The sequence below is a fragment of the Paeniglutamicibacter sulfureus genome (genome assembly GCF_030512175.1).
GTDB classification, from domain to species: Bacteria; Actinomycetota; Actinomycetes; order Actinomycetales; family Micrococcaceae; genus Paeniglutamicibacter; species Paeniglutamicibacter sulfureus.
In genome coordinates, this window is sequence record NZ_JAULBL010000001.1 from 617,746 (window position 1) to 630,524 (window position 12,779).

Genomic DNA, 12,779 nt, shown 5'->3' on the forward strand with positions numbered 1-12,779 from the left:
ACCCATAAGAGCGACGTCGACGGCCTTCCAAGAAAAAGCCGTCGCGAGACAATTTCTCTCTCCCTGACGGTGCACTATCTAATTACACTGGTGTAACTCCCGTTGCGTCAAGTGCGGCCGTCGATTTTAGCCACACATGTCGTAGATTTGGAGTCACGCCACGCCCGAGATTTCGCCGTGATCACACACGATTTCGCCCAACCCCGGATTCCCGGGGAATTCACAGGCTTGACAAGGAGCTTCCCATGACCATTGATACCAACTCGTTATCTCCCGTCGAATCACTGCTCGCTCCAATGCGCCATTCCACCCACCCGTACCTGACCTGGTACTCCCAGGGCGGGGAACGCGTGGAACTCAGTGGACGCGTTTTTGACAACTGGGTCGCCAAGAGCGCGAACCTATTGCACGAAGAATTCGATTTAGCCCCGGGGAGCATTGTTGCCACCGACATGCCCGGCCATTGGAAGTCCGCGGCGCTGGCCTTGGCGTGCTGGCACCTGGGCGCCGAAGTGCGCTGCGTGGCCCCCGGAACGGATCCCGGAGATGTCGACATATTTATTACCGCCGACACGGAAACCCTAGCAGTCAACGGCAGCGTCGAGGTCATCGCCGTTCCCCTGCCGGCCCTGGCCATGGCCTTCGACGGCCCGCTGCCGGTTGGTGCCACCGATTACGCCTCAGAGGTCCGCGCCTACGCGGATTCGTTCAACCCCTCCCCCATCGATACGTCCGCCACGGCATTGCAGGGGGCCGCCGGCTCGATGGCCTACACCCAGCTGTTCGCCGAGCTGCCCGAAACCGGGGCAAGCGGCACCACCCTGCTGAGCACCGCGTGGCCGCTGGAACGGCTCCTTCCGGTCCTGGTGTCGCTGTGGAGCGCGGGGAACCCTGTGGTTCTGGTGGAAGACGGCGTAAAGATCAGCGACTCGCTGCTCGGCGGCGAACGCGTGGTGACGCGCCTGGATCGGGATTCATAGGCCCGCAAGCCAAGGGCCCGGCCTCCGGCGGGCATGAAAAACCCCGGGATGCTCCCTGGCTTTTCCCTCCACCGGTGGTGGAGAAGCAAGAGGGGGAACATCCCGGGGCTGTAGGTATCAACGTGCCGGGCCCACCGGCACTAGACGACGCCGTCAGGCGTTCCCGGGGCCCGGGACGGCGCGGAAGCGCCACGCTCCGCATCAGCCGGCTCGAGGCCGACGTGCAGCAGCTCGCGGTCGTGGGCAAATTCCTCTTCGGCATCCATTTCCTCGCCAAAGACCCAGAAACGGTAGGCGAAGAACCGGAAGATCGTGCCCAGCACCAGGCCGACCACGGAACCCGCAATAAACAGGCTGGTGGTGTCGGTCAGGCCGATCCAGTACTTGGTGATGAACACACATGCTGCGGCGATTCCCAGCCCGATAGCGTTCATAATGAGGAACATTACGAGCTCGCGCACCACGTTGGCCTGCCGGCGATGGCGGAAGGTCCAGAAGCGGTTGGCCACCCACGAAAACATCGTGGCCACGACGCCGGCAATGATTTTTGCCTTGACCTCGGAATCATCCATGGGCCCCTCGAGCATCCACAGGTAGATGCCCGAGTCGATGATGAACGCGACACCCCCGACCACGCCGAATTTGGCGACTTCGCGCCACATCATGGACGCCAGGCCCAAGAGTTTGCGCCAGATCTCTTTCAGCATGATCCTCCATGGATTCGTCTCAATGCACCGTATGCCGCGTGGCTCGCTGCTGCGCGTCCGGTGCGGTTGGGCCGTCATTTCCCTGGACGGCCAACCAAACTATTCTAATGCGGTTCACTGAATGTTCACCGCCAATGGTGTCCAAACTCGCCATGGACAACATAGGTTGGGCCCCGCGTTCGGTAGGCTAAGCGGGTGATGTTTCCAGTGATTGGCGTTGTTGGCGGAGGCCAACTTGCCCGAATGATGGCTCCCGAGGCCCTGAATCTCGGCTTCGAACTACGTATCCTGGCCGAGGGCCCGGATGTCTCTGCCGCGCGCAGTGTTGCTTCCGCCCCGGTAGGTGACTATACGGATTTGGCGACGCTACGTGAATTCGCCCGCGGAGTCGATGTCCTGACGTTCGACCACGAGCACGTGCCCAATGAGCACCTGCAGGCGCTGATCGCCGAAGGCGTCAACGTCCAGCCGCGCCCGGCCGCGCTGATCCATGCCCAGGACAAGCTCGTGATGCGCGAGGCCATCGCCGCGCTGGGCCTGCCCAACCCCGAGTGGGCAGCGGTGGAAACCGTTGATGAGCTGGTGGCCTTCGGCCAGAAGATCGGCTGGCCGATCGTGCTGAAGACCCCTCGCGGCGGCTATGACGGCAAGGGCGTGCGCATGATCGAGACGGAAGAAGATGCCCGCGCGGCGGCGGATTGGTTCGGCAACGGCGCACTGCTGGCCGAGGACAAGGTCGCCTTCACGCGCGAACTCTCCGCCCTTGTCGCCCGCAACCCCGGCGGCGAGGCCAAGGCCTGGCCAGTGGTGCACACCATCCAGGTCGACGGCGTCTGCGACGAAGTCATTGCCCCCGCACCGGGCCTGGACCCGGCCGTCGAGGCGGCAGCCGAGCAGGCGGCACTGCGCATCGCCGAGGCCTTCGGCGTCACCGGCGTGATGGCCGCCGAACTCTTCGAGACCCCCGGCTCCGGTGCCGGGTTCGTCATCAACGAACTTGCCATGCGCCCGCACAACACCGGACACTGGACCATGAACGGCTCGATCACCAGCCAGTTTGAACAGCACCTGCGCGCGGTCCTTGACCTGCCGCTGGGAGCCACCGACGCACTGGCCGAGACCACCGTGATGAAGAATTACCTCGGCGGGGCCAACCAGGACCTGTTCACCGCGTTCCAGGCCGCCTTGGCCGCGGAACCGCGCGTGAAGGTCCATGCCTACGGCAAGTCCGTGCGTCCGGGACGCAAGATCGGCCACGTCAACGTGGTCTCCGAACCCGGGGAATCCGTTGACTCGCTGCGCGCCCGCGCCAACACCGTTGCCTCATTGATCCGTGACGGCGTGCCTTCCCCGGCCCCCGCATCCACCACCGAAGGACAAACTTCTTGAGCACCCCCGCACCCCTGGTTTCCCTGGTCATGGGCTCCGACTCGGACTGGCCCGTCATGAAGCTGGCCGCCGAGGCGCTGCGCGAATTCGGCATCCCCTTCGAAGCCGACGTCGTCTCCGCCCACCGCATGCCCGAGGACATGATCGCCTACGGCAAGGAAGCCCACACCCGCGGCATCCGCGTGATCATTGCCGGAGCCGGCGGCGCCGCCCACCTGCCGGGCATGCTCGCCTCGGTCACCCCGCTGCCGGTCATCGGCGTTCCGGTGCCGCTGAAGACGCTCGACGGCATGGACTCGTTGCTCTCCATCGTCCAGATGCCCGCCGGTGTGCCGGTCGCCACCGTCTCCATCGGCGGGGCACGCAACGCCGGCCTGCTGGCAGTGCGGATGCTCGCCACCGGCACTGACGAGCTCGCCGCCGCACTGCAGGCAAAACTCATCGACTTCGCCGCCGAGCTGCGCCAGGTCGCAGCCGACAAGGGCGCCGCCCTGCGGGCCGCCGTCGCCTCCGAAGCCCCCGGCGCGTAAGGACCCCGATGACATCGACCCGCCGCTCGTCCCACGACCCCGACCTGCTACCGGACCCCGTCTCGGCCCCGGCACCGGTGCGCTCCAAGCGCGCACTGTTCCTGCTGCTGCTGACAACGTTCTTCCCCGGCAGCGCCCAATGGGTTTCCGGGAATCGCGCCCTTGGCGGGTTCGTCATGCGCGTCACCATCGCCTGCTGGGCTTTGCTCCTGGTGGTGCTGGCGCTCGCACTGCTCAAGCGCGACTGGCTGCTTGGATTCTTTGCCCAGGCCTGGGTGCAGCTGGGATCCTCGTTGCTGCTGGTGGTGCTGGCAGCCGGCTGGCTTTTGATGTTCCTGAACACGCTGGCGATCATCCGTCCCCGGTATCTGGCCCCCGGGGCCAGGATCGGGCTGACCGCCACGTTGCTGGTGGTGGCCCTGGCCATCACCGGGTCCCTGGGCTACGGCGCATTCGTCATGAACAAGGGCCGCGAGACCATCTCCAGCGTCTTTACCGCCGGACCTGCCTTCAAGCCGGTTGACGGACGCTACAACATCGCCGTGTTCGGCGCCGACTCGGCGGGCAACCGCGAGGGGGTGCGCACCGATTCCATGTCGCTGCTGTCCGTCGATGCCAAGACCGGCAAGTCGTTGCTGATCTCCATCCCGCGCAATATGCAGAACGCCCAGTTCTCCAAGGACTCCCCCATGCGCAAGATCTACCCCGAGGGGTACAACTGCGGGGACGAGTGCCTGTTCAATGCGATCTATCGCGACGCCACCGACAACCACGCCGACCTGTACCCGGATGCGGCCAACCCCGGTGCGGAAGCAACCATGGACGCCATCGAGGGCAGCACGGGTCTGAAGGTCCAGTCGTACGTGATGATCGACATGGCCGGGTTCGCCGGGTTCATCAACGCCATGGGCGGGGTCAAGGTCGACTCCGGCGGCTGGGTCCCCTACAACGGCAAGAGCTGGCCCAACTCCTCGGTCAACACCCACTGGTTCGCCCCCGGCGAGCAGACGCTCACCGGGAAGCAGGCCCTCTGGTTTGCCCGCTCGCGCGACTTCACCTCCGATTACCACCGCATCGCGCGCCAGCAGTGCCTGCAACAGGCCATGATTTCCCAGTTCAGCCCCAAAACCATGCTCACGCGCTTCACCTCGATCATGGATGCCGGCGAGCAACTGGTGGAAACCGACATTCCGCAGCAGCAGCTCGGATCGTTCCTGAACCTGGCCGACAAGGCCCGCCAGACCCCGTTCAAGCGCCTGACCCTGGGTGCCCCCGACTTCGGGTCCGCGGGCGACAAATTCTCCACCTACCCGAAGTTCGACGAGATCCACTCGCGCATCGACGAACTCATCGCCGCGCAAAACGAATCCCCGGCCAAGAAGTCCGCGGAGGCAACCAAGGAATCGGCCAAGGAGAAGGAATCCTCCGCGCCGGCAAAGTCGACCAAGGATTCCGGGACCGAGCGGAATTCCGAGCCCGGCAAGATCAACACGGCACCCTCCGACGCACCCACGGCGCAGCCCGACGGGTCGGAGCTGACCGAGCGCTACCTGGTCACCCTCGAGCAAATCGGCCGCACCGACCTGCTGGCAAAAATCGCAGCCAACAACAACGAATGCTCGGTGCCCTGACCCGTCCGGGCACATAATTCCCCCATAGCCTGAAGGACAACGATGTATCGCCTGACAAACACCATCCGTGACTATGCCTGGGGATCCACCGGCGCCATCAGCGGGCTTCTGGGCACCGACCCCAGCGGCAAGCCGGAGGCAGAAATGTGGCTCGGAGCCCACCCTTCCGCTCCTTCGCTGGCCTCCGATGGACAGCCCGGTGGCGTGGACACCGGCCTGGACCGGCTGATAGCCGCCGACCCCCAGGGGTTGCTGGGTCCCGAGGTGGCCGGTGCATACGGCCGGCTGCCGTTCCTGATGAAGCTGCTGGCAGCGGGCAAGCCGCTGTCCATCCAGGTGCACCCCTCCGCCGAGCAGGCAGCCGCCGGGTACGCGGCGGAGAATGCCGCGGGCCTGGCCTCCGATGCTCCCCGGCGCAACTACCGCGACGGCTCGCACAAGCCGGAAATGATCTACGCGCTGACCGATTTCGCCGCCCTGAGCGGCTTCCGCTCCCCCGCGGAGACCGCCGGTCTCTTTGGCACCCTGGGCGCGGCGTTGGAAGCCGAGCCGGCGGAAACCTGCGCCAAGATCGTCTCGCTGCTCTCGAACCCCGATGAGTCCGAGGCGCTGCGCTCGAGCTGCGAATACCTGCTCGGCGGATCCCCGGAGCTCGGGCGGCTTGGTGCCGCCGCGCTGCGCGCCGTGGAAGCGAACCCTGCACTGGCCGAACACCCCTCGCTGGCGGAGCTGCCACGGATCAACGAACACTACCCGGAAGACATTGGCGTGCTGGTCTCGCTGCTGCTGAACCTGGTGGTGCTGGAACCCGGGCAGGCCATCTACCTGGGTGCCGGAAACGTGCACGCCTACCTGCGCGGGCTCGGCGTGGAGGTCATGGCCAACTCGGACAACGTGCTGCGCGGCGGATTGACCCCCAAGCACATCGACGTGCCCGAGCTGCTGCGCGTCAGCAGCTTCGAGGCCCTGGGCGTCCCGCATCTGGAAGCCACCGAGACCATGTACGGCCAGCAGGTCTTCACCCCGCCCTTCGCCGAGTTCCAGCTCCAGCACATCGAGCTGGACGCCGTGGCCGATGCCGCCGACATGGGCGGCGGGGACGTGCCGGTGGCCGCCAACGGCCCGGTCATCGTGCTCTGCATTGAAGGAGAGGTGCTCATCGACACACCGCGCGGGGACGAGCTCCTGCGCCGCGGCGATTCGCTGTTCATCGGCGCCAACGAGGCCCCGGCCATGGCTCGGCGCAGCGCCAATGCGGCGGGGCGTGCCTTCGCCGTGACGCCGCAGCCGCTCCCCTAGGTCCCGCGGCAGCCAAGACGCAGCGAGGCCCGGCAGGAATCAATTCCTGCCGGGCCTCGCCACGTCCGGGCGGCACTGCCGCCGGTGTGGTCTAGCGCGTGTAGGCTTCCCACTTGTCGGACTGGTGCTCGCCGTCGACGATGCGGATGGTGCCCGACTTGGAGCGCATCACGATCGACTGGGTGTGGATGCGGTTGTTCTTGTACCGCACCCCGCGCAGCAGGTCGCCGTCGGTGATGCCGGTCGCGGCAAAGTAGCAGTTGTCGGAGGTGACCAGGTCGTTGGTGGTCAGCACCCGGTCCAGGTCGTGGCCGGCGTCGATGGCCCGCTGCTTCTCGTCGTCGTCCGTGGGCCACAGGCGGCCCTGGATGATGCCGCCGAGCGACTTGATGGCGCAGGCGGTGACGATGCCTTCGGGAGTTCCGCCGATGCCCATCAGCACATCCACACCGGTGTTCTCGCGGGTGGCTGCAATGGCGCCGGCAACATCGCCGTCCATGATGAACTTGGTGCGTGCGCCGGCGGCGCGGATCTCGTCGACCAGGCCCGCGTGGCGCGGGCGGTCAAGGATGCACACGGTGATCTGGTTGATCTTCTTGCCCTTGGCCTTGGCAATCAGGTGCAGGTTCTGCTTGACCGGCAGACGCAGGTCAACCAGCTCGGCAGCCTCGGGCCCGGTGACAAGCTTTTCCATGTAGAAGACCGCGGAGGGATCGAACATGGAACCGCGGTCGGCAACGGCCAGCACCGAGAGTGCGTTGTTGATGCCCAGGGCGGTCAGGCGGGTGCCGTCGATCGGGTCAACTGCGACGTCGCATTCGGCGCCGGTTCCGTCGCCCACGCGTTCGCCATTGAACAGCATCGGGGCTTCGTCTTTTTCGCCTTCGCCGATGACGACAACGCCATTGAAGGACACGGTGGAGAGCAGCGAGCGCATGGCGTCGACGGCAGCGCCGTCGGCGGCGTTCTTGTCGCCGAAACCAACCCAGGGGCTGGAGGCGATGGCGGCGGCCTCGGTGGCACGCACCAGCTCAAGGGCAAGGTTGCGGTCCGGTTCAGCGTCGCCGACTGAAAGTCGTGGGGACAGGTGGGCAAAATTCGTGGCTTCAGTCACGGTCTTCCTCGTCGTTGAGATCTGTTAGTTTGCCGAGGGGCCAACAGCTCCCATCATATCTCCCGTCGCCGCTTACTCCCCGCTGGCTACGACTTGTGCGACGCATCCGGCAGCCTGCGGAGCCCGGGGCCGCCCGTTTAGATTCTGCGCGGCGGATGCGCGAGAATGGAGGGGTGAGTGAACACCCCGAAGGCCCAGCCGTACCCGCCGACACCCCTGCATCCGCCAACACCCCGGCGTCCGCGGACACGGCCGTGCCGTCGCACGGGCTTGGTTCGGCACCTGACGATGCGCAGCAGCCCGTCAAGCCGGTGCTGACTCCCAAGCAGGCCAAGCGCGCCAACCAAACACTCAAGGGCATGATCATTTCGGTGTTGCTCACCGTGGCGGTGGCGGTCCCGGTCATCCTCATCAACCCGGCGGACAAGGCCGAGACCTTCCGCGCGCCGGTGGATGTCGCCGATGTTGCCTCGCAGGCCGCGGCGGATGCGGATTTCACGCCCTGGGCACCGAACCTTCCCGAGGGCGACTACGTGAACTTCGCGCGTTGGATCACCGGGAATGTCGACGGAATCAAGTACTGGGAATTCGGGGTCGTCACCAAGGACGACGAGTTCGTGTGGGTCAAGCAGACAGCCGGGGCCAACCCGTCATGGCTGGCAGCGGCCACCGAAAACGCCACCCCCGCCGGCACCCACACCGTAGACGGGACCGACTGGGAACTGCGCACCAAGGACAACGACCAAATACTGGTCTCGACGCGCGGGGCCTCCACCATCGTGCTGACCAGTGACAGCGGCTTGGACACCCTCGACAAGCTGGCCCGCCTGGCCCAGCAAGAGATCCCCGCCAACTAGCTCCCGCCCCCACAGCATCCGGCCACGGCGCCCGGATGAGATATTCGACACAATGCATTCACCGGCGTGCCCTGCCTCGGGCGTCTAAGCTAAAAAACATGAATGATTCCGACGTCTCCGTCGACCACCTTGAGCTGACTCCCGCAGAAGCCTGGCGCAAACTGCGCGAGGGCAACTCCCGCTTCGTGGCCGGCCAAACCGACCATCCCAACCAGGACGCGCTGCGCCGCCAGTTCCTGGTGGACAAGCAGCACCCCTTTGCCGTCATCTTCGGCTGCTCGGATTCGCGTCTCGCTGCAGAAATCATTTTCGACCTGGGCCTGGGCGACGTCTTCGTGGTGCGCACCGCAGGGCACGTGATCGACTCGGCGGCCCTGGGCTCCCTGGAGTACTCGGTCGCCATGCTGAACGTCCCGTTGATCGTGGTGTTGGGCCACGACTCCTGCGGCGCCGTGACGGCAACGATCGACTCGGTGGAAAGCGGAACCATGCCCCCTGGCTTCATCCGCGACCTCGTCGAGCACATCACCCCGTCGGTGATCACCGCCCGGCGCAACGGCATCCGCGACGTCAACACCACCGTCGTCGAGCACGTCCAGCAGACCAGCCACCGCCTGGTGGAACAGTCGCGCATCGTTTCCTCCGCCGTGGAGGAGGGCCGCACCGCGGTGATCGGGGTGACCTACCGCCTGGCCGAGGGCAAGGCGGAAATGGTCTCCGGCTTCGGCGTCCTCTAGCCGGCACCTCCGCGCCCGCGGCCGGACCGGTTTCCCGGGACCTGCCGCGGGCGCTTTTTATTCCCGCGTTCGCCATTGGGGTGAACTGTGCGCCCGGCCACTGCCGAACCGGGTGCATGCGGCGTAGCGTGTCTGGCATGGACACTTCTGCAGACTTCCGCATTGAACACGACACCATGGGCGAGGTCCGCGTACCGGCCGCAGCCCTCTACCGGGCCCAGACCCAGCGGGCCGTGGAGAACTTCCCGATCTCCGGCAAGAAGCTCGAGGCCACGCACATCCGCGCGCTGGCCCAGGTGAAGAAGGCCGCGGCAGGCGCCAACCTGGAATTGGGCGTGCTGGATGCCGAGCGGGCGAACGCGATCATGGCGGCCGCCGACGAGGTCGCCGCCAACAAGTACGACGAACACTTTCCCATCGACGTGTTCCAGACCGGTTCGGGCACCTCGAGCAACATGAACATGAACGAGGTGCTGGCCGAGCTGGCCACCCGCGCACTGGCCGCGGCCGACTCGGACACCGTGGTGCACCCCAACGACCACGTCAATGCCTCGCAGTCCTCCAACGACGTATTCCCCACCTCGGTGCACGTTGCCGCGACCGCCGGGCTGTTGGGCGACGTCGTCCCGGGCCTCGAAGTGCTGGCAGCATCCCTGGAGGCCAAGGCAGTCGAGTTCAAGGACGTGGTGAAGTCCGGGCGCACCCACCTGATGGACGCGACCCCGGTGACCCTCGGCCAGGAATTCGGCGGCTACGCCGCCCAGATGCGCTACGGCGTCGAGCGCATCCTGGCCTCGCTTCCGCGGGTGGCCGAGGTGCCCTTGGGCGGCACCGCGGTGGGCACCGGCATCAACACCCCCGAGGGGTTCCCCGAACGCGTCATCGAGCTGCTCGCCGCGGACACCGGTCTGCCGCTGACCGAGGCCCGCAACCACTTCGAGGCCCAAGCCAACCGCGACGGACTCATCGAGGCCTCGGCCCAGCTGCGCAACATCGCGATCTCGCTGATGAAGATCAACAACGACCTGCGCTGGATGGGATCAGGACCGAACACCGGACTGGGCGAGATCGCGATCCCCGACCTGCAGCCGGGCTCATCGATCATGCCGGGCAAGGTCAACCCGGTGATCTCCGAGGCAGCGATCATGGTCGCCGCCCAGGTGATCGGCAACGACACCGCGATCGCATGGTCAGGGACCAACGGGGCGTTCGAGTTGAACGTCGGCATTCCGGTGATGGCCTCGAACCTGCTCGAGTCAATCCGCCTGCTGGGCAACACCACCCGGGTCATGGCGACGAAGATGGTCGACGGGATCACCGCGAACGTGGAACGCGCCCGCTTCCTGGCCGAGGCCTCCCCCTCCATCGTCACCCCGTTGAACAAGCTCATCGGCTACGAGAGCGCCGCGAAGATCGCCAAGAAGGCAGTTGCCGATTCGCTCACGGTCCGCGAGGCCACGGTGGCGCTGGGCTTCGTCGAGCGTGGCGATCTCACCGAGGCCCAGCTCGATGAACTGCTCGATGTCACCACCATGACCGGCAAGCACTGACAGGCAGCCCCACGGGGAATTCCTGTTGGCGGGGCGGTGTACCGGGTTTGCTCCCCGGGACACCGCCCCCGGCGTGTCTGCGCCGCCGAACCACAAAGGAGGATCTTTGAATCCCGCGGCACTCTGTCGGCTCCCAGGGGTAGGCTCGTTCTGTGCTTTCCAAGGGGGCAGGCACGAAGTGATCAATGGGGGTTGGTTCAAGTGGGCACCGGGCAAGCATGCACAACTGAAGGCTGCACTAACGAGGCAGCCAACAAGACGCGGACCAAACCAGCGTGGTGCCGGGACTGCCTCGAGGGCATCCTCAACGGGATGGATCTGGAGTCGGCCGAGCCATTCCTCGGCCCACGTGAACAGTGGCTGATCCGCTGTCGGGTGTGCAAAGCCGAATGCCACTATGTCCTGAAGTACCTGCTGGAGCTCAGGGAGAGGGATGAACCCGCATGCCGGCGTTGTTTCTGGATTCAGTGGTCAGCCAACTTCCCGATGGGCGCGGTATCCGGACCCCCCGTAGACATCGGGACGCAGGCCGCCCATCTGGCGGAGAACAGTTACGTGCCCGTCGAAGAACTCTTCACACTCCCCTGGGGTGAATACCCCATCCTCACCAGATGCCGATACTGCGGACGCCAGAAAGCTCAGCGCATGGGAGACATCGGGTGGGGCTGTTCGTGCGTCTCAAATCCCAACTCCGGGGCCAAGCAGGTGCCTGGAGGTCCGAAAAAGAAAAACCTGCTCATCGACTCCGATTCCCCTGCGCTCGCTTGGTGGGACGCAGAAGCTAACGATAAGTTCCTCCTGAACACGGTGACAGTACTGGCCCACCGAATCTGCGACTGGGCCTGCCCCCAATGCGGGCACCACTTCAAAGCCAAAGTGCGGGACATGGCCGAGAGACCCACATGTCCGCCATGCAAAGACGAGAGGCTTGCCGCCTGGAGGGCAGAATACGAGCGGTTGAAAACCACACCAATCTCCGAGATCCCCGAGCTACTGATGGCTTGGGATGACGACGCCAACCCCTGGACTGAAGTGGTAGCAGGCTCCAGTCTGCGCAAGTTCAAGTGTCAGAACGGCCACCACCCGCGCGTCCGACCGTACTCGTATTACACCTCGGGCTGTCCGTCTTGCCGAGGCGCGGTAACTCTTGCCGCGGACAAACCCATGCTGTCCGACGCCCTTCCAGAGATTGCCGGCCAATGGCACCCGACTCTGAATGGCAAATGGACACCGGCCAAGGTGGGACCCGACTCCAAGCGATTGGTTTGGTGGCTCGCATCATGCTGCGGCCACGAATGTCAGGAGGAGGTGCACCAGCGAAACAAACGCCCCCGGTATCTGTGCCCGAGTTGCAACACCATTCTGGATTCGCTCGCACGGTCCGACCCGGGTATGGCAGCAGAATGGAGCCCTGCGAACCCTGCCACGGCATGGCAGGTCCGTCCAACGGGTGCCACCGATTTCATGCCGGCCTGGAACTGCTCCGTGAATCCCGAACACCAGTGGGAAGCGTCCCTTGCCTCACGTTACGCCGGGTCGGACTGCCCCGAATGCCGCCAAGCAGGCAAGTCGAAGGTCGAGCTGGACTACTTTGAGGCCGCCCGAAAAACATTCGGATCCGCCAAGTCCGGCCCGAAGCTGCGGCATAAGGCCTTTGCCCTGCGCAAGCATTGGACCGCAGACATCGTGGTCGAATCAAACGACGCCACGGTGGCCATCGAATACGACGGCGCCTACTGGCACGCACCCGAAGCCAAGAAACTTGTCGATGAGGCCAAGAGCCGAGACTTGCTCGCCGCCGGTTATGTGGTGGTGCGCCTGCGCGAGGACAACCTGCCCTGTCTCGGCATCGATGACGCCAACTACCTCGAGTTGCAGGTCTACTCGGTTGCCCCGCGTCCCGAGGAGACGCTGGCGGAGGTAATGCAGTGGCTGGCGACCGTATCCAGGTCAGGAATGAAGACGACTACGGAAGGACTTTGAAA

11 protein-coding genes are annotated in these 12,779 nt (G+C 65.3%); 9 read left to right on the forward strand and 2 right to left on the reverse strand.

Annotation, left to right across the window (positions count from 1 at the left end):
* Positions 1-245 precede the first annotated feature (245 nt).
* Positions 246-980, forward strand: coding sequence for a TIGR03089 family protein (locus Q2T94_RS02690; RefSeq protein ID WP_302262776.1), 735 nt, complete (start codon positions 246-248; stop codon positions 978-980).
* Positions 981-1,120: 140 nt separating this feature from the next.
* On the opposite strand, the gene Q2T94_RS02695 is transcribed toward Q2T94_RS02690, so the two are convergent.
* Positions 1,121-1,687 (reverse strand): GtrA family protein, encoded by a 567-nt coding sequence (locus Q2T94_RS02695; RefSeq protein ID WP_302262777.1) that lies wholly within the window; start codon positions 1,685-1,687, stop codon positions 1,121-1,123.
* Between the two features lie 243 nt (positions 1,688-1,930).
* On the opposite strand from Q2T94_RS02695, the gene Q2T94_RS02700 reads away from it, so the two are divergent.
* Genes Q2T94_RS02700 through manA form a run of 4 tightly spaced genes read left to right on the forward strand, consistent with a single transcriptional unit; the run spans position 1,931 to position 6,536 of the window.
* Positions 1,931-3,076, forward strand: coding sequence for a 5-(carboxyamino)imidazole ribonucleotide synthase (locus Q2T94_RS02700; protein WP_377700319.1), 1,146 nt, complete (start codon positions 1,931-1,933; stop codon positions 3,074-3,076).
* Between the two features lie 29 nt (positions 3,077-3,105).
* On the forward strand, positions 3,106-3,606 hold the full coding sequence (purE, locus tag Q2T94_RS02705; RefSeq protein WP_302263348.1) for a 5-(carboxyamino)imidazole ribonucleotide mutase: 501 nt from the start codon (positions 3,106-3,108) through the stop codon (positions 3,604-3,606).
* Positions 3,607-3,614: 8 nt separating this feature from the next.
* Positions 3,615-5,237: an LCP family protein gene (locus Q2T94_RS02710; protein ID WP_302262779.1), complete on the forward strand. Its 1,623-nt coding sequence runs from the start codon at positions 3,615-3,617 to the stop codon at positions 5,235-5,237.
* Between the two features lie 42 nt (positions 5,238-5,279).
* Positions 5,280-6,536 carry a mannose-6-phosphate isomerase, class I gene (manA, locus tag Q2T94_RS02715; protein ID WP_302262780.1) on the forward strand — a complete coding sequence of 419 codons (1,257 nt, stop codon included), beginning with the start codon at positions 5,280-5,282 and terminating at the stop codon, positions 6,534-6,536.
* Between the two features lie 91 nt (positions 6,537-6,627).
* Here manA and glpX read toward each other — a convergent pair whose 3' ends face one another.
* Positions 6,628-7,650, reverse strand: coding sequence for a class II fructose-bisphosphatase (gene glpX, locus Q2T94_RS02720; protein ID WP_264268253.1), 1,023 nt, complete (start codon positions 7,648-7,650; stop codon positions 6,628-6,630).
* Between the two features lie 173 nt (positions 7,651-7,823).
* Here glpX and Q2T94_RS02725 point away from each other — a divergent pair, with 173 nt between their 5' ends.
* The 4 genes from Q2T94_RS02725 (at position 7,824) to Q2T94_RS20495 (ending at position 12,777) form a co-directional block, all read left to right on the forward strand.
* On the forward strand, positions 7,824-8,507 hold the full coding sequence (locus Q2T94_RS02725) for a DUF4245 domain-containing protein (protein WP_302262781.1): 684 nt from the start codon (positions 7,824-7,826) through the stop codon (positions 8,505-8,507).
* Between the two features lie 98 nt (positions 8,508-8,605).
* A complete protein-coding gene (locus tag Q2T94_RS02730) occupies positions 8,606-9,244 on the forward strand; it encodes a carbonic anhydrase (protein ID WP_302262782.1) in 639 nt (212 codons plus the stop codon).
* A gap of 137 nt (positions 9,245-9,381) precedes the next feature.
* On the forward strand, positions 9,382-10,794 hold the full coding sequence (locus Q2T94_RS02735) for a class II fumarate hydratase (RefSeq protein ID WP_302262783.1): 1,413 nt from the start codon (positions 9,382-9,384) through the stop codon (positions 10,792-10,794).
* Positions 10,795-11,439: 645 nt separating this feature from the next.
* Entirely contained in the window at positions 11,440-12,777 is a 1,338-nt protein-coding gene (locus Q2T94_RS20495) for a zinc-ribbon domain-containing protein (protein WP_367281525.1), read from the forward strand.
* Positions 12,778-12,779 lie beyond the last annotated feature (2 nt).